Here is a 17473-nt window from a genome sequence, read left to right as displayed (position 1 = left end):
ATAAACAGGTCGGCCCGAAGACCGCCACGGTCAAGCCGAAATAGGCAAAGGCCTGGACATGAACTCACTGATCCGCGACCGCAACCACCGTTCCGCCGGATCGTTGTCATGCACCCCGCTCCAGGCCATCGAAAGCTGCGCCGCTTCAATCGGAAACGGCGGGGCTTCGGCCCGCAACGCACACCCCTCGACCAACGCACACGCTGCGTAATCCGGCACGGTGGCGATCATCTCGGTCCCGGCCAGCAATGCCCGCAATCCACTGAACTGCGGAACGCCCAACACCACCCGCCGACTTCGTCCGATCTTCGCGAGATCAAGGTCAATGTTGCCGCTCAAATCCCCCGAAAACGACACCATCGCATGGGGTCGTTCACAGTATTCATCCAGCGACAGCGTCCCCGGCCGCTTGTCACCTCGCAGCACCTTGCATGGAATATCCCGCAACGTCTTGCGTTTGGCATTGGCCGGCAGATCCGTGGTGTAACTCACTCCTACCGAAATCTCCCCAGACGCCAGCAATGCCGGCATGAGCAGGTAATTCGCCCGCCGAACGACCACTATGATCCCTGGCGCCTCTTCCCGGAGCTGGCTCAACAATGGCGGAAACAAGCCAAACTCGGCGTCGTCCGACAGCCCGATGCGAAACACATCGCAGCTTGTAGCGGGGTCGAATTCTTTAGCTCGGCTCACTGCCCCGGAAATCACATCCATCGCCGGCTGCAGCTCCTTGAGAATCGCCAGTGCCCGCCCTGTCGGCTCCATCCCGCGGCCGTTGCGCAACAGTAGCGGATCGTCGAACAGGTCCCGTAACCGCCCCAGCGCCGCACTCACCGCTGGCTGCCCCATGAACAGTTTTTCGGCAACACGGGTGAGGTTCTTTTCAAACATCAACGCTTCGAAAATCACCAACAGGTTCATGTCGACGCGGCGCAGATCGTTACGGTTCACAGGCAGATTTCCTTGTGTGTTCAGCCAGGCACTTGGCGCTGGGGCGAAAACCACCAGATAACGTCGATTTTGCACGGTTCGCATCTGCAGAAATTGCAGCAATGTGCTGAGTCCGTGCTGTTGGTTACCCCCGCACACCGACGGAATTAACAACGTTTAACTCGCCTGCCAGAACCCTGCGGCCAAAAATGAAGCTCACCGACACGGACATTTGTCATGGCCCGCTCACAGCAAAACGTCACCCGCGAGACGACCACTGAAACGCGAAAGAAAACGACCGGCGGCCTGACTCCTTGGCGCGAAAGCCTGGTCAAGCAACTGATTCTCGAGCGCCTTGGTGAGACCGTGGAAGTGACCGAACTGGCCCGCGCCTGTGCTCTTTCACGCAGTCATTTCTCCCGCGCGTTCAAGTGCAGCACCGGGCTCTCGCCTCAAGACTGGATTCGCAACCAGCGCATCGCCCGCGCCAAGCAAATGATCCAGAGCACCGACCTGACGCTGACGCAAATCAGTCTCGAATGCGGCTTCTGCGATCAGGCACATTTCTGCCACATCTTCACTCGCAATGAAGGCATCACTCCATTTGCGTGGCGTTGCCGCACCGTGCGCTCCCTGGCTCACCGTCCCGCCTGCACCGCTCAACTTCACGCGCAACAAACCCGCTAACACATTTCTTGTAGCAGCTGTCGAGCCCCGGCGAGGCTGCGTTCGGCTGCGAAGCAGTCGTGAACTCAGCCCCCCGGTGTTTTCAGGCAGGCGGCGCGCTCGCATTTTGCGACTGCTTCGCAGCCGAACGCAGCCTCGCCGGAGCTCGACAGCTGCTACAAAGCTTCCATGGCAGGATCGGGGGGCCAGGGATTAACGCTTAGTCCTTCAAAAACGCCAGCAGATCGGCGTTGAGCTGATCCTTGTGGGTATCAGTCAAGCCATGAGGCGCGCCGGGGTAGATCTTCAACGTAGATCCTTTCACCAGTTTTGCAGACGCAATGCCCGACGCTTCGATCGGCACCACCTGGTCAGCATCGCCATGCACCACCAGCGTCGGAATGTCGAACTTCTTCAGGTCTTCGGTGAAGTCGGTTTCGGAGAATGCCTTGATGCAGTCATAAGCGTTCTTGTGGCCGGAGGTCATGCCTTGCATCCAGAACCAGTCGATCATGCCCTGGGATGGCTTGGCGTCCGGTTTGTTGAAGCCGAAGAACGGACCGCTGGCGAGGTCGATGTAGAGCTGCGAACGGTCGGCCAGGGACGCCTGACGAATGCCGTCAAACACCTCGATCGGCAGGCCGCCAGGGTTGGCTTCAGTCTTGAGCATCAGCGGCGGCACCGAAGAAATCAGCCCGGCCTTGGCCACGCGTTCGGTACCGTGGCGACCAATGTAGCGCGCCACTTCACCGCCGCCGGTGGAGAAGCCGAACAGCACGGCATCTTTGAGGTCCAGCAACTCGATCAACTGCGCCAGATCATCGGCGTAGGTGTCCATGTCGTTGCCGCTCCACGGCTGGCTGGAGCGGCCATGACCGCGGCGATCATGGGCGATCACCCGGTAGCCTTGGGCGGCCAGGAAGATCATCTGCGATTCCCAGCTGTCGGCGTTCAACGGCCAGCCATGGCTGAAGACAATAGGCTGACCGGTGCCCCAGTCCTTGTAATAAATCTCGGTGCCGTCTCGGGTCGTGAACGTGCTCATGCATTGTCTCCTTAGTGAGTGTTGGGGGATCAAACCGTTGAGTGGCTCATGCGTTCAGCCAGCCGCGCCACTCGTTCGCCCAGATGGACAGCGGTCTTTGGGGGGCAGTGGGCGTTAGGGGTCACGGCTTCGGTCATGAAACGGGTGTGCCGGGAGCCACTGTGATAGACCTCCACGTTGCTCATTCCGGCGTCCTCATGACATGTTTAGTCCCTGCTATGGAGTTTTGGGCGTAGACGGGACGCAGGACGAGTTAAACGTTGTTAATTTTCCCTGGCGCGCCAAAAGCCTCAGCGATACCTTCAAGACTGTCTCGCCCAATATTTGCGGAACTCATGAACAAGGGCGGGAAACCAGCAGTCCTGGCGGACAGCGCAGCGTCATCCGGCCAGCGCATTGCGTTGCCGTAAAAACCTGACGAATATGCTCGAAAGCCGCGTATCAGACGGCTGCAAGCAGGAGTGACACGTTGAGCCTTCCCCCCGACCAAGCCATCCATTTCGGCCCCTACCGGATCTATCCCGGACAACGTCTGGTCATGGAGGCCGACCAGCCCCTGCGCCTGGGTCGACGCGCCATGGACATTCTGTTGATCCTTTTGGAACACGCCGGGAATGTGGTCAGCAAACAAACGCTGATCGCCAGGGTCTGGCCGAAAAACATAGTGGAAGACATCAACCTGCGGGTGCACATGGCGGCCTTGCGCAAGGCCCTCGGTGACGGCCAGGCCGGCCAGCGTTACATCATCACTGTGGCGCAGCGTGGGTACAGCTTTGTGGCGCCATATTCTCTGGAGCACATCGAGCACCCTCCGGAGAGAGAAGCGCCCGCGCCGAGTGGCCACAACCTGCCCGTTCGTCGAACCCGCATGATCGGCCGCCAGTCTCTCGTCGATAGCCTGGTGGTCCAGCTGTCGCGCCAGCGTTTCATTACCCTGGTCGGCCCCGGCGGGATCGGCAAAACCACCGTGGCCCTGCGTGTCGCCGAACAACTGATCGGGCGCTACCGGGATGGCATTCGCCTGCTGGACCTGGCGCCGATCAATGATCCGTCGATGATCACCGTTCACCTGGCGACATTGCTCGAACTGTCTTTGCACGACGCTGAGCCGATGAGCGGCCTCGCCGCATTTTTGCGCGACCGGCAGATGCTGCTGGTGATCGACAATTGCGAACACCTGGTCGACGCCATCGCATTGCTGAGCGAGAGCCTCCTGCGCGCCGCGCCAGAGGTGCACATTCTGGCCACCAGTCGTGAGAGCCTGCGGGCCGAAGGTGAATGTGTCCAGCACCTGGAGTCGCTGGACTGCCCTCCCCCCATTGCCGTGCCAGACCGCGCTCAGGCCTTGACCTTTTCCGCCCTGCAGTTGTTCGTCGAACGGGCGATGGCCAGCCACGACAGCTTCGAACTGACCGATAACGAACTACCGCTGGCAATTGAAATCTGCCGGCGTCTGGACGGTATTCCGTTCGCGATCGAATTGGCGGCCACACAAGTCAGCAGCCTCGGATTGAGCGGATTACTGACCCAACTCCAAGGCAGTTTTCGCCTGCTCACCCAGGGTTGTCAGACTACGCTGGGCCGACACCAAACCCTGCGCGCCACACTGGACTGGAGCTTCGAGCTGCTAAATGCCTGCGAACAAGCCTGCCTGCGCCGACTGGGTGTGTTCAGAGGCGGGTTCACCCTGGAATCGGCGGCGGCGGTGATCGTCGGCGAACACATCGAACCGCAAGCAGTGTTTGGCTCGATCACGCAACTGGTGGCCAAATCGCTGCTGAACGTGGAGGTGGGTGACGAAGAGGTGTTCTACCGATTGCTCGACACCACCCGCAGCTATGCCCTGGAGAAACTTGACCAGGCCGCCGAACTGCCCGATACCCGGGAACGTCACGCCAAGCGCTGTCTGGCGGTGATGAATCAGGCCCAGCACGACTGGGAGCTGATCCAGACAGGCGTGTGGATCGAGCGTTATGCCCGTGCTCTGGAAGATATTCGTTCGGCCCTCGACTGGTGTTTTAACGCGCAAGGACCGCGGGCACTGGCAATCCGCCTGACGGCAGCTTCCACCCCGCTTTGGCAGGAACTGTCGCTGCTCAAGGAGCACGGCTTGTACGTGGGCCGGGCGCTGGCGCTGCTCGATGCAACGTCCGATCCCTGTCCACAGCTGAAAATAGCCTTGCATCTCGCCCTTGGCAGCGCCTGTTATCACACTCAGGTCGGCACAAAAGAAACCATCGAGGCATTCGTCAGTGCCAGAATCCTGGCCGAACATTGCGATGATTTGGCCGGTCAGTTGCGGGCGGTGTCCGGGCACATGGCGGTCAACCTCTGTTGCGCCAACTATCAAATGGCTCTGGAACAGAGCCGGCAATTCGATCGGCTGGGGCTGCACGGCGATGCGGTGTTGTCCCTCAGCATGCATCGCTTGCGGGTGCTGGCGTTGCACTTTGCCGGGGACCAGCCGCAGGCCCGGCGGAACGCAGAGCAGGTGCTTCAGCGCATGGCCCAGAGTGGCCACCTCAACCGCTTCACCTACGGTTTTGGCGTGCACTACGACCAGAGCGTCGCCGCCCTGACGATTCTGGCGCGCATCCTCTGGTTGCAAGGGCAACCGGAACAAGCCTGGCGCACCGCCCGGCAAGCGCTGGACATTGCAACCCAGATCAACCACGGCACGTCCATCTGCTACACCCTGGCGCTGGCCGGTTGCCTGATCGCTCACTACAACGGCGATACCCGTACGGCTCGTGAACTCTTGCACCTGCTGCTGGAACAAGCACAGAAACACTCGGTACTGCTGTTCTACACCTGGGCCCGACACTATGCGCAGGTGATCGACCGCGCCGAGGCACACTTGCCGCTTCAGCCGGGCCAGGGGCTGATCAAGGACATCATGGTCACGCTGGATGGCAGTTTCGTCGATGATGCCCTGGTGCAACGCGCCGACACCGGTACGGCCGGCTGGAGCACGGCGGAAGTTCTACGGGCCCGGGCTGATGCACTGCTGGCCGAGGGTTGTCCTCTGAAAACCGAAGCGGCCGAGGCACTGCTGATCAGGGCATCAAGCGTGGCGAAACATCAGGGTGCCCTGGCTTGGGAACTGCGCAGCGCCACCTCACTGGCGCAACTTTGGCAGCGTCGAGGCCTGTATCAGCAAGCTCATGAGCTGCTGGCACCGATCTACAATCGGTTCACCGAGGGATTTTCTACACCGGACTTGAGCAAAGTCCGTCGATTACTCGACGAGCTCCATGGGCAACTGCACGCCTGAGACCCAGCGCGCCCGGCTGATGTAATGCGAATGGCGCCTCTCAAACACTCGCAGGTGGCCGCTGTGTTCGAGCTTCTCAAGAGCATAGGTACGCGTGGTGTTGAGAAAGCGATAACGGGTCGTGCCGTTGACCTGATCCATCGAGAGCAACGATTTGGCGACCAATCGCGTCACCAGTGCCGCCAGTTGATCGGGCTTCATCTCCACGCAACTGCACACGCCAATCGCGGCATCGAGAGTGAAGGACATTTTGAACACCGACAGGCGCTGCAACACGGTTTGTTCCGGCAGGCTCAGCCGTTCATAGCTCCAGTCCAGGGCAGCTTTGAGCGTCTGATGTCGGGGCACCGCCGTGCGCAGACCTTGAGTCAGCAACTGAAGACAGTTATCCAGCTGAGCTTGCAAACCGACCAACGCCAGCGCATGGATCCGCACCGCAGCCAGTTCAATGGCCAGTGGCAAACCGTCGAGCCGCCGACAGATTTCACGGACCGCCTTGAGGTCTTGTTCGCGCAAGGCAAACCCTTGTTGACGGGTTCGGGCACGACTGACGAACAGCTGCACTGCCGAATACCCCATGGCTTGGGCGACACTGTGCAACGCCGACGCGGGCGGCACCGCCAGAGACGGCACACGCTGAACCGTTTCCCCTGCTGCCTGCAAAGGCTCGCGGCTGGTCACCAGAATGGACAGCCGAGGCGCCGACACCAGCAAATCCTCGACCAGGGTTCGACAGCGTTCCAGCAGGTGTTCGCAGTTGTCCAGCACCAGCAACGCGTGCCAGTTTGCCAGCACCTCCAGCGTCGTGCCGATCTCCCGTTCAAGGGTCTGGATCAGATGATCGACCACTCGCGCGGGATCATCGATCGCCGCGAAATCAACCAGCCACACACCCTCTTCATAGTGCTGCAACAGCAGTTCGGCGACACGCAACGCCACGGTGGTTTTGCCGACGCCACCGGGGCCAACCAGCGTCATGAGACGCCGGATCGGCAACTGCCGGACCAGACTGCCGACCAGCGAATCTCGACCGATCACCGGCGTGAGCCGCGCAGGAAGGTTGTGCTGATTTTTTTGCACGGTATCGATCAAGAGTCCCGTGCCCACGGATGCATGGTGCACCGGGGCGATAAAACTGTAGCCGCGCTGGGGAATGTTGATGATGTAGCGCTGGCCATTCTGCCCGTCGCCAAGCGCCCGACGCAGGGCTGCAATGTGCACGCGCAGGTTGATTTCCTCGACCACCGACGTCGGCCAGACGCGGGCAATCAGTTCGTCCTTGTTGACCACGTTACCGGCGCGCTCGACCAGCACCTGGAGGATATCCAGTGCACGACCGCCCATGCGCAGCGGTCGATCGCCTTCAAGGATCAGCCGTTGCCGCAGGTGGAATGCATAGGGGCCGAATCGCAGCACCGCATCGCTGTTTAAATCTCTGAGGCTGTTCATGCACATTCACGTGCTGAAACCTGGCCCGGCTCACAGTGCAGCACCATCACTTGCACCCGCCTTCCAGGCTCCCGCACCTCCGTCGCAAAGCGTTCAGGCTATCTTGGCAGGCATCAGTGACGGTACAACTGCCACGGTGGGAGCGTCACAGCCATCACGGTGCGCATAACGGACAAGAAGGCTCTAGCTGAACTGTTCGCGGTATTGGGTCGGCGTCAAACCAAGCTTTTCACTGAACAGGAAACGCATGTGCCGCACGCTGCCGAAGCCACTTTTGAACGCCACTGTCTTGAGCGGCAAGTCGCTGGTTTCCAGCAGATTCCTGGCGCTGTCGATACGCGCACTTTGCAGAAATTCCATGGGCGTCATGTTCACTTCCCGAGCAAACATCCGGGCGAAGTGCCGCGCACTCATGTTCGCGAGGCTGGCCATGCGTTCGATGCTGAATGCTTCATCGATATGTTCGAGCACATGGTTCTGCACGCGAGTGATCGGCGTTTCCTGTGGTGCGACAGCGGCCATCAACGGGCTGAATTGCGCCTGCCCTCCCTGGCGTTTCATGACCACCAGCAATACCTTGGCGACGTCCTGGGCAACTTTCTTGCCGTGGTCTTCGGCGACCACCGACAGCGCCAGGTCAATGCCGGCAGTGACGCCGCCGGAGGTGATGAGGTTGCGGTCTTGCACGTAAATCTGATCGGTCTCGACGGTAGCCTTCGGGAAGCCTTTGATCAGTCGTTCGGTGTAATGCCAGTGGGTGGTCACGCGATATCCATCCAGCAAACCGGCATGGCCCAGCACGAACGCGCCGGTGCAGATCGAGCCGTATCGCTCGGCGCGACCGACCGCGGCTTTGAGCCAACACAACAACGGTGGATGTTTTTCGTTGTAGGCACCCGGACCGCCCGGCACCAGCAACAGGTCATACGCGTGATCGGCCTGATCGATGTGCAAATCGGCCTGGACGCTGACGCCGTTTGAGGCACGCAGTGCGCCATGCTCGGTGCCGATGGTCGACAGTTCGTAACGATCATTCGGAGCCAGATATCGATTGGCGATGGAAAACACCTCCATCGGGCCTGCCATGTCCAGCAGGAGAAAGTCCGGAAACAACACCATAGCCACGGTTTTCATGGGTTCAAAATCACTGAAGTCAAAAGAAAATCCATCTGCCAAACACCACCCCAGGGTTTGGTGTCGGTATCAGAAGGATGCTGCGCATTATGGCCAAATATGGCATTCAACGCCGGAGAAGAATCCGTCATCGCCTCTTGATAACTGTCAACCTAAAAGGGACAGTATTTCAATTTTCACCTACTTATTGCACCAACGAGTAACCATTAACCTTCTCCTTACTCGGACGAATCAACGTCCCCATAGGAGATTTCATCATGCTGACCCTTCGCAAAGCTTCGGATCGCGGCACGGCCAATCACGGTTGGTTGAAGTCGTTCCATACCTTTTCCTTCGCCAACTATCGCAACCCGAAAGAGCAGGGTTTTTCCGACCTGCTGGTGATCAACGATGACCGGGTTGCCGCCGGTAAAGGTTTCGGCCAGCACCCACACCGCGACATGGAGATTTTCTCTTATGTGCTTGAAGGCGCTTTGGAACACAAAGACACCCTGGGCACCGGCTCGGTGATCCGCCCCGGTGATGTGCAGTTGATGAGCGCCGGCAGCGGCGTGGCGCACAGCGAATTCAACCACTCGGCCACCCGGCCGGTGCACTTCCTGCAAATCTGGATCGTGCCAGACGTCAGCGGCGCCAAACCGCGTTATCAGCAAGAGCATTTCAGCACGCAGAAGAAACGCGGCCGTCTGCAACTGATCATCTCCCCCGACGGGGCGAATGGCTCGCTGAAGGTGCGTCAGGATGCACGGGTGTATGCCGCGCTGATCGACGGTAAGGAAAGCGCTGCTCTGGAATTGGCCACGAACCGCTACGCCTATGTGCACGTGGCCCGTGGCAATGTCGAGCTCAACGGAGTGCCGTTGCAGGAAGGCGATGGCGTGCGGGTTCGCGATGAACAGGTGCTGACCTTGTGCAACGGCGTCGATGCCGAAGTGCTGGTGTTCGATCTGCGCCCTCAAGAACTGCCGGACATGCCATAACGGTCACCCGCGATCCCTGTAGCAGCTGGCGAAGCCTGCGTCCGGCTGCGAAGCAGCCGTGAAATCAGACGCTGTGGTCTTTATGACACACCGCGTTCGCTGGATTTACGACTGCTACGCAGCCGGACGCAGGCTTCGCCAGCTGCTACTGGGTTTTGCGTTTTATTCGCCGGTGCCAGAAAACACCGCGACAATTTCATCAATCACTACACGGACTCTGGCTGTGTGCCGCAGGTCTGCGTGGGTCACCAGCAGCAGGTCATACGGCACCAGTCGCGTGCGCTCCGGCCACAACCTGACCAGGCCGTCCCTCTCCCCCCTGTACACCGGAATTTCCCCGAGCCCGATCCCCGCAGCAATGAATCGGCGCACCAGCAGACTCAGGCTCGAAACAATGCGCCCGCAGCCCAGCGGTTCCGAGACCTGCGTCATGTCTTTGTTGCCTTGCAAATACGGTTGATACACCACCAGATCATGCCCCTCAAACGCCGAACCCGGCAGCGGCACGCCGTAGGCATCGACAAGATCGTCGACATCAACGTGCCGTTGCTGGTGGTCCATGGCCTGGCCGACCCGTTCATGCCATCGCGATTCAGCCAGCAGTTGTTCAATGCCGCCAACGAACCCAAACACCTGTTATTGGTGCCCGGTGGTACGCACAACAACAGCATGAGCCGGGGCGGTACCCAGTATCGCCAGGCGCTCGACGGCTTGATCAAAACAAAACCATCCCAGGTTGCCGGGCCGGGCGTGGATCGGGTTTCTCAGGAGTCTTGAGGTCTATCGGTAACCGCGCGCCTGCAAATCAAACAACTGCGCATAGCGTCCGCCCGCAGCCACCAGGCTGTCGTGATCGCCCCGTTCAAGGATCGCTCCCTGGTCCAGCACGATGATGTGATCCGCATTGCGCACACTGGAAAACCGGTGAGAGATCAACAACGTCATCCGGCCTTCAGTGTGCTCACTGAAATGCTCGAATACCGCGGCTTCCGCTGCCGGGTCAAGGGCAGAGGTGGGCTCATCCAGAATCAGGATATCGGCGTTGCGCCGCATGTAGGCGCGCGACAACGCGATCTTCTGCCATTGCCCGCCGGACAGCTCCTGGCCCCCGGCGAACCACCGCCCCAATTGCGTGGCATACCCTCGATCCAGCCCCTCGATAAAGGGTGCGGCCATGCCCGCGACGGCGGCCTCCTGCCAGCGCTGTTCATCGCTGAACGCCAGGGTATCACCGACACCGATATTCTCACCGACAGAGAATTGGTAGCGGATGTAGTCCTGAAAAATCACCCCGATACGCCGCCGCAGCGCGTCCTCTTCCCACGCTTGCAGATCGCTGCCGTCCAGCAGGATGCGGCCCTGATCAGGACGGTACAGCCGCGTCAGCAATTTGATCAGCGTGGTCTTGCCCGAGCCGTTCTCCCCCACCAACGCCACACTGTGGCCGGGCACAAGGTGTAGATCGATGCCTTCCAGCGCGGCGCGACTGGCGCCCGGATAACGGAAACCGACGTTTTCGAAACGCAGGCCATCACCGGGCACGGCGCCCATGGTGAGGTTGCCGGTATCCGCCACAACTGGTTCAGCCAGGTATTCATAAAGACTGGAGAGGTAAAGGCCATCCTCGTAGAGACCGCTGATGGCACTCAAGCTGCTGCTGACTGCCGTCTGTCCCTGCTTGAACAACACCAGGTACATAGTCATCTGCCCGAGGCTGATGTTGCCGTGGACGGTATCGATTACGACCCAGGCATAGGCCAGATAAAATGCGCCGGTGCCCAGTAGACCGAGGACAAACCCCCAGCCATCCCGACGTAGCGTCAGGCGCCGGTCTTCGGCATAAAGCCGTGCGAACGTGTCGCGATAACGTTGCAACAACAGCGGCGCGAAACCGAACAGTTTGACCTCTTTGATGTAGCCCTCATGGGAAAGCAGCGTCTCGATGTAATTCTGTTGTCGACTCTCCGGCGCACGACGAGTGAACAGTCTGAAAGCATCGCCGGAAAAATGCGCTTCGGCGAAGAACACCGGCAACGCGCCAATAACCAGCAGCACCAGAGCCCAAGGCGAAAAATGCACCAGCAACACACCGAAGCTGATCAAGACGATCAGATTCTGGATCAGCCCCAACGACTTCATCACCAACGCCAACGGCCGGGTCGAGGCTTCACGGCGCACCCGAACCAACTTGTCGTAGAACTCGGAGTTTTCGAACTGCACCAGCGATAACGTCTGGGCCTTCTCCAGAATCATCGTGTTGACCTTCTGTCCCAACTGCACCCGCAACAGCGATTGCTGAACCGACAGCGCCCGTTGAGTCCCGGACAGCAACGCGAGCACGCCCGCTTCAAACAGCACATAACGCACGACCGGCCACAACGGCGCACTGCCCTGTTGTGCGTGCAACTGCATAGCGGTGACGACAGCATCGACAATGCGTTGGCCTAACCAAGCGGCCAGCGCGGGAAGCACACCGGCGATCAATGTCGCCAGTACCAACCCCAGAAACAGTCCGCGAGACGTTGCCCAGACCAGCAGCAAGGCGCGTCTCGCCTGGTCGAGTAAGGAAGTGAAACGATCAAGAACAGGGTTCACTCAGTGAGCTCCCCCTGATACCGGGCCCGATACCGTCCGGGACTTTCCCCCGTCCACTTCTTGAACGCCCGGTGAAACGCGCTTGGCTCCTGAAAGCCAAGCTGTTCGGCAATATCGCTGATACTCGCCTTGCTCTGACGCAGTTGCTCAAACGCAACACCACGTCGTACCTCATCCTTGATCTCTTGATACGAACACCCTTCTCGCTCCAGTTTTCGGCGAAAGGTGCTGGGGCTCAGGTGTTGCTCCTGGGCGAAGGCCTGCAAGGTCGGCCATTGGCTGTAATGACTGTTACGCAGGCGCTGATGGACCTGCGACGCCAGTCCGTGCTGATTACGAAAACGGATCACCAGCCATTGTGGCGCGGTGCGCAAAAACACTTTCAGTGAGGCCAGATCCTGGACCACCGGCAGACGCAGATAATGACTGGCGAATTCGATTTCGGTGCGCTCGGCACCAAAGGTAAGGTTCGGTCCCCAGAGTAAACGGTCATCGCTGAGCGACACACGCTCATGGCGAAAATCTGCGCGATCAATAGGGATGCGCCGCCCCCCCAGCCAGCAGAGCAGACTGATCATCAACACCAGAAACGTCTCCTCGCCCAAACGACTGACGTCGCTGTTTGGTGAGTGGTTTTGCAAGCTGATCACCGCACGTTTTCCGCGCACCGTCAGCGTGCCGCGAAAGTCGTGGAGGAACAGCGCGAAGTTGGCCAGGCACTGGCGCATGGCTCTGTGCAGGTCAGGTTCCTGAATCAATGCCCGGCAGATCAGGGCGAAACCGCCCGGCGGCATGCCATGGGAGTCGAGCCCGAAGAACTCATCGTTGAGCTCGCGGATCTGAATCAGCCACAACGCGGCAAACGCACTCGCCGGTACGCGCGCGGTAGGCTGCGCAATCAACGCCGGATCGATGCCGGCCTGTTCAAGCGCAGCCCTCTGACGTTGCGGATTGTTTCCCAGCCCATGGATCATTGCCTGCACGAAGTAGGCGGAAACCGAGTCCTTTTCCCGCATGTGAACGCTTCTCTCCCCATCACCCGAATGGCAAAAAACACCAGTGCCGTTGAACAGTTTCGGCATAGGACAACCGCCCTGCCGGCTCTAGACTCGCGGCCAATAGTACGCCTTCGGCCACTACGGCGGCCAAGGTATCGCGGGATTTGATCGGAAGGACAGGACATGAATCTGCAAAACATTGGCGTGATCGGCGCAGGCACCATGGGCAATGGCATTGCGCAAGTCTGTGCCTTGGCCGGTTTTAACGTGACCTTGCTCGACATCTCCGAGAGCGCCCTGCAAAAGGCCGTCGCAACCGTCGGTAAAAACCTTGATCGACAGATCGCCAAGGAAACGCTGACGCAAGAGCAAAAACTCGCCGCCCTCGACAAGATCCGCACCAGCACCGACTACAGCAACCTGCAGAACGTGCAACTGGTGATCGAAGCCGCGACCGAAAATCTCGAGCTGAAACTGCGTGTGCTGCAACAGATCGCCGCGCAGGTCAGCGACGATTGCGTGATTGCCTCCAACACGTCTTCGCTGTCCATCACCCAACTCGCTGCCAGCGTGAGCCAGCCTGAGCGCTTCATCGGTCTGCACTTCTTCAACCCGGTGCCGGTGATGGGCCTGATCGAGGTGATTCGCGGTTTGCAAACCAGCGATACCACCCACGCCCTGGCGCTGGACATGGCGACCACGCTCGGCAAAACCGCGATCACCGCGGGCAACCGTCCGGGTTTCGTGGTCAACCGGATTCTGGTGCCGATGATCAACGAAGCGATCCTGGTGTTTCAGGAAGGCCTGGCCAGCGCCGAAGATATCGACGCCGGCATGCGCCTGGGCTGCAATCAGCCGATCGGGCCACTGGCATTGGCGGACCTGATTGGCCTGGACACCGTGCTGGCGATCCTCGAAGCCTTCTACGACGGCTTCAACGATAGCAAGTACCGTCCTGCTCCACTGCTCAAGGAAATGGTTGCCGCCGGTTACCTGGGGCGCAAAACGGGGCGTGGCTTCCATGCCTATGCCTGAGCGTTGCTCGCGCTTTGCCGAGTACCGGGACAAGGTGTTGGAGCTGTTCGCCTGCAAAGGTTTCGGACAGGTCGGCATGCGCGAGCTCGCGACCTGCCTGGGACTCGCTCCCGGCTCGTTGTATCACCATTACCCCAGCAAACAGCACTTGCTGCTCGACCTGATCGAAGAGTTCTACGAAGAGCTGTTGGCAACCTTGGGGAGGATCGAGCAAAAGGCGCCGGCAAAACGTGACAAACTCCAGGCTCTTATCCGAGCGCATTTGAACCTGCATCAGGAAATGCCTTGGCATTTTCGTCTGGCAGAGCGTGACAGCGGCTGCCTGAATGAAGAGCAACAGGAACGGGTTCGGCAACTGCGCGAACAATACCAGCGCAAATTGCTGCTGATGCTCGGCGCCCGGTCCCGCTTCAGTGAACAGGGTCTGCTGGCCGCCGGACATGCAATCGCAAACTTACTCAACGGTGCGCCCGGATGGTTGGCGCAACATTCTCTGGACGAGCGAGAGCACGTTGAGCTGTTGGAGAGTCTTGTGAGTGGAGCCATCGAACGTTTGCTGCGTCCCTCGGCTCCACGCGCAGCAGCTTGAGTCCAGGACGATTTCCCCAGTGACCGCGGATCGACATAGGCATCGGAAGCCATAAGCCATGCTGTTTCAATAGAAAAAACATCTAAACAATTCCTGCCAGTCACCACCTCTAACGCTTTGCTAATGGGAACCCAATCACTGCGGAGCCGGAGGTGAATTCAGCCTCCCTCCGCTTACTCGTTAACGGGAGCAAAGCATGAAAATCAATCCCTACCTGATCTTCAACGGCGACTGCAAAGCCGCCTTCACCTTCTATGCCCAAAACCTGCCAGGCCAGATCGAAGTCATGATGACCTTCGGTGAAAGCCCCGCGCGCGAACACTTTCCGGCGGACTACCACAACCTGATCATCCACACCCGCTTGCTAGTGGGCGATCAGGCGCTCATGGGCTCAGACACAACACCTGATCGCCCTACTGACGAAATGAGCGGCTGTTCGGTTTCACTGAATGTCGACAGCATTGCGGAGGCTGAACGGGTGTTCTCTGCATTGTCGGACGGTGGCAAGGTTGAAATGCCACTGGAAACCACGTTCTGGGCGGCTCGGTTCGGCATGTTGGTTGATCGATTTGGTGTGTCGTGGATGGTGAACTGCGAAAAGGATCAGTGAATTCACTTTTTCAGACCTGAAAAAGCCCAACCTGAAAAGGTTGGGCTTCTTGGCAACTGCCGGCATGCGATCAAGTACCGGCGATGTCCGTTCGCATTTTCCTGCGGACAAAACAAAACCCCTACCTGCATACGCAGATAGGGGTTTCGGAATTTGATCTTGACGATGACCTACTCTCACATGGGGAAACCCCACACTACCATCGGCGATGCATCGTTTCACTGCTGAGTTCGGGATGGGATCAGGTGGTTCCAATGCTCTATGGTCGTCAAGAAATTCGGTAGCCAGGTCGTGGGCCTTTGCAGGTTCACGCTCCAGCGAATGGGTATGTGATAGCCAGGTGTTTTGTGAGTATCTCGAACTTTCGGTTCGTTTCGTCTTCACACACCGCAATCTGGTGCCCTTTGCCTTTCAGCTCGAAGCATGCAAATTGCTTGGGTGTTATATGGTCAAGCCTCACGGGCAATTAGTATTGGTTAGCTCAACGCCTCACAGCGCTTACACACCCAACCTATCAACGTCGTAGTCTTCGACGGCCCTTCAGGGGACTCAAGGTCCCAGTGAGATCTCATCTTGAGGCTAGTTTCCCGCTTAGATGCTTTCAGCGGTTATCTATTCCGAACATAGCTACCCGGCAATGCCACTGGCGTGACAACCGGAACACCAGAGGTTCGTCCACTCCGGTCCTCTCGTACTAGGAGCAGCCCCTCTCAAATCTCAAACGTCCACGGCAGATAGGGACCGAACTGTCTCACGACGTTCTAAACCCAGCTCGCGTACCACTTTAAATGGCGAACAGCCATACCCTTGGGACCGGCTTCAGCCCCAGGATGTGATGAGCCGACATCGAGGTGCCAAACACCGCCGTCGATATGAACTCTTGGGCGGTATCAGCCTGTTATCCCCGGAGTACCTTTTATCCGTTGAGCGATGGCCCTTCCATACAGAACCACCGGATCACTAAGACCTACTTTCGTACCTGCTCGACGTGTCTGTCTCGCAGTCAAGCGCGCTTTTGCCTTTATACTCTACGACCGATTTCCGACCGGTCTGAGCGCACCTTCGTACTCCTCCGTTACTCTTTAGGAGGAGACCGCCCCAGTCAAACTACCCACCATACACTGTCCTCGATCCGGATAACGGACCTGAGTTAGAACCTCAAAGTTGCCAGGGTGGTATTTCAAGGTTGGCTCCACGCGAACTGGCGTCCACGCTTCAAAGCCTCCCACCTATCCTACACAAGCAAATTCAAAGTCCAGTGCAAAGCTATAGTAAAGGTTCACGGGGTCTTTCCGTCTAGCCGCGGATACACTGCATCTTCACAGCGATTTCAATTTCACTGAGTCTCGGGTGGAGACAGCGCCGCCATCGTTACGCCATTCGTGCAGGTCGGAACTTACCCGACAAGGAATTTCGCTACCTTAGGACCGTTATAGTTACGGCCGCCGTTTACCGGGGCTTCGATCAAGAGCTTCGCGTTAGCTAACCCCATCAATTAACCTTCCGGCACCGGGCAGGCGTCACACCCTATACGTCCACTTTCGTGTTTGCAGAGTGCTGTGTTTTTAATAAACAGTCGCAGCGGCCTGGTATCTTCGACCGGCATGGGCTTACGCAGTAAATGCTTCACCCTCACCGGCGCACCTTCTCCCGAAGTTACGGTGCCATTTTGCCTAGTTCCTTCACCCGAGTTCTCTCAAGCGCCTTGGTATTCTCTACCCAACCACCTGTGTCGGTTTGGGGTACGGTTCCTGGTTACCTGAAGCTTAGAAGCTTTTCTTGGAAGCATGGCATCAACCACTTCGTGTTCTAAAAGAACACTCGTCATCAGCTCTCGGCCTTGGAATCCCGGATTTACCTAAGATTCCAGCCTACCACCTTAAACTTGGACAACCAACGCCAAGCTGGCCTAGCCTTCTCCGTCCCTCCATCGCAATAACCAGAAGTACAGGAATATTAACCTGTTTTCCATCGACTACGCTTTTCAGCCTCGCCTTAGGGACCGACTAACCCTGCGTCGATTAACGTTGCGCAGGAAACCTTGGTCTTTCGGCGTGGGTGTTTTTCACACCCATTGTCGTTACTCATGTCAGCATTCGCACTTCTGATACCTCCAGCAAGCTTCTCAACTCACCTTCACAGGCTTACAGAACGCTCCTCTACCGCAT

The 17473-nt window shown here is 58.6% G+C and carries 13 protein-coding genes, 2 rRNA genes and 2 pseudogenes (1 of these 17 running past the window's edge); 7 read left to right on the top strand and 10 right to left on the bottom strand.

The genetic code is table 11. The features are described from left to right. Nucleotides 1-30: 30 nt before the first annotated feature. Complete coding sequence (locus tag BLW70_RS16170; RefSeq protein ID WP_074880608.1) at nucleotides 31-951, bottom strand: LysR family transcriptional regulator; 921 nt, start codon at nucleotides 949-951, stop codon at nucleotides 31-33. 216 nt (nucleotides 952-1167) lie between these two features. Between BLW70_RS16170 and BLW70_RS16165 the strand changes: the two genes are divergently transcribed. Further along, a complete protein-coding gene (locus tag BLW70_RS16165; protein ID WP_074875528.1) occupies nucleotides 1168-1617 on the top strand; it encodes a helix-turn-helix domain-containing protein in 450 nt (149 codons plus the stop codon). Between the two features lie 199 nt (nucleotides 1618-1816). On the opposite strand, the gene BLW70_RS16160 is transcribed toward BLW70_RS16165, so the two are convergent. Together BLW70_RS16160 and BLW70_RS30715 are read right to left on the bottom strand one after the other, a co-directional pair. Beyond that, nucleotides 1817-2641 carry an alpha/beta fold hydrolase gene (locus BLW70_RS16160; RefSeq protein WP_074875526.1) on the bottom strand — a complete coding sequence of 275 codons (825 nt, stop codon included), beginning with the start codon at nucleotides 2639-2641 and terminating at the stop codon, nucleotides 1817-1819. A gap of 29 nt (nucleotides 2642-2670) precedes the next feature. Then, nucleotides 2671-2826: a hypothetical protein gene (locus BLW70_RS30715; protein WP_158242635.1), complete on the bottom strand. Its 156-nt coding sequence runs from the start codon at nucleotides 2824-2826 to the stop codon at nucleotides 2671-2673. 284 nt (nucleotides 2827-3110) lie between these two features. Here BLW70_RS30715 and BLW70_RS16155 point away from each other — a divergent pair, with 284 nt between their 5' ends. After that, entirely contained in the window at nucleotides 3111-5915 is a 2805-nt protein-coding gene (locus BLW70_RS16155; RefSeq protein WP_074875524.1) for an ATP-binding protein, read from the top strand. On the opposite strand, the gene BLW70_RS16150 is transcribed toward BLW70_RS16155, so the two are convergent. Together BLW70_RS16150 and BLW70_RS16145 are read right to left on the bottom strand one after the other, a co-directional pair. Continuing rightward, nucleotides 5880-7364: an ATP-binding protein gene (locus tag BLW70_RS16150; protein ID WP_074875522.1), complete on the bottom strand. Its 1485-nt coding sequence runs from the start codon at nucleotides 7362-7364 to the stop codon at nucleotides 5880-5882. The two genes, BLW70_RS16155 and BLW70_RS16150, sit on opposite strands and share 36 nt — an antisense overlap. Before the next feature lie 183 nt (nucleotides 7365-7547). After that, nucleotides 7548-8498: a GlxA family transcriptional regulator gene (locus BLW70_RS16145; protein ID WP_074875521.1), complete on the bottom strand. Its 951-nt coding sequence runs from the start codon at nucleotides 8496-8498 to the stop codon at nucleotides 7548-7550. A gap of 257 nt (nucleotides 8499-8755) precedes the next feature. Here BLW70_RS16145 and BLW70_RS16140 point away from each other — a divergent pair, with 257 nt between their 5' ends. Next, on the top strand, nucleotides 8756-9478 hold the full coding sequence (locus BLW70_RS16140) for a pirin family protein (protein ID WP_074875519.1): 723 nt from the start codon (nucleotides 8756-8758) through the stop codon (nucleotides 9476-9478). Nucleotides 9479-9640: 162 nt separating this feature from the next. On the opposite strand, the pseudogene BLW70_RS16135 reads toward BLW70_RS16140, so the two are convergent. Continuing rightward, a pseudogene (locus BLW70_RS16135) lies at nucleotides 9641-10000 on the bottom strand (LysR family transcriptional regulator); the annotation flags it as partial. Here BLW70_RS16135 and BLW70_RS16130 point away from each other — a divergent pair. Then, nucleotides 9995-10255, top strand: a pseudogene (locus BLW70_RS16130) (alpha/beta hydrolase); the annotation flags it as partial. The pseudogenes BLW70_RS16135 and BLW70_RS16130 overlap by 6 nt on opposite strands. Before the next feature lie 3 nt (nucleotides 10256-10258). Here BLW70_RS16130 and BLW70_RS16125 read toward each other — a convergent pair. Both BLW70_RS16125 and BLW70_RS16120 read right to left on the bottom strand, forming a co-directional pair. After that, a complete protein-coding gene (locus tag BLW70_RS16125) occupies nucleotides 10259-12073 on the bottom strand; it encodes an ABC transporter ATP-binding protein (protein WP_074875518.1) in 1815 nt (604 codons plus the stop codon). Continuing rightward, the gene (locus BLW70_RS16120; RefSeq protein ID WP_074875516.1) at nucleotides 12070-13089 is read right to left on the bottom strand and encodes an AraC family transcriptional regulator; all 1020 of its coding nucleotides are present in this window, start codon (nucleotides 13087-13089) and stop codon (nucleotides 12070-12072) included. Before BLW70_RS16120 ends, BLW70_RS16125 begins: the two co-directional genes overlap by 4 nt. A 165-nt stretch (nucleotides 13090-13254) precedes the next feature. On the opposite strand from BLW70_RS16120, the gene BLW70_RS16115 reads away from it, so the two are divergent. From BLW70_RS16115 to BLW70_RS16105, 3 genes are all read left to right on the top strand, one after another. Further along, on the top strand, nucleotides 13255-14106 hold the full coding sequence (locus BLW70_RS16115; protein WP_074875514.1) for a 3-hydroxybutyryl-CoA dehydrogenase: 852 nt from the start codon (nucleotides 13255-13257) through the stop codon (nucleotides 14104-14106). Continuing rightward, nucleotides 14093-14695, top strand: a complete 603-nt coding sequence (locus BLW70_RS16110; protein ID WP_074875512.1) for a TetR/AcrR family transcriptional regulator — start codon at nucleotides 14093-14095, stop codon at nucleotides 14693-14695. The genes BLW70_RS16115 and BLW70_RS16110 overlap by 14 nt, the downstream gene beginning before the upstream one ends. Before the next feature lie 196 nt (nucleotides 14696-14891). Next, nucleotides 14892-15305, top strand: coding sequence for a VOC family protein (locus tag BLW70_RS16105; RefSeq protein WP_074875511.1), 414 nt, complete (start codon nucleotides 14892-14894; stop codon nucleotides 15303-15305). Nucleotides 15306-15462: 157 nt separating this feature from the next. On the opposite strand, the gene rrf is transcribed toward BLW70_RS16105, so the two are convergent. Then, nucleotides 15463-15578 (bottom strand): 5S ribosomal RNA (gene rrf, locus BLW70_RS16100). A 172-nt stretch (nucleotides 15579-15750) separates the two neighbouring features. Further along, nucleotides 15751-17473 (bottom strand): 23S ribosomal RNA (locus tag BLW70_RS16095); it runs 1169 nt beyond the window's last position.

It is taken from the genome of Pseudomonas frederiksbergensis (assembly GCF_900105495.1).
Classification (GTDB): Bacteria; Pseudomonadota; Gammaproteobacteria; order Pseudomonadales; family Pseudomonadaceae; genus Aquipseudomonas; species Aquipseudomonas frederiksbergensis.
The sequence above is the reverse complement of the archived record's forward strand: the minus strand, read 5'-3'. Positions and strand labels throughout refer to the sequence as shown.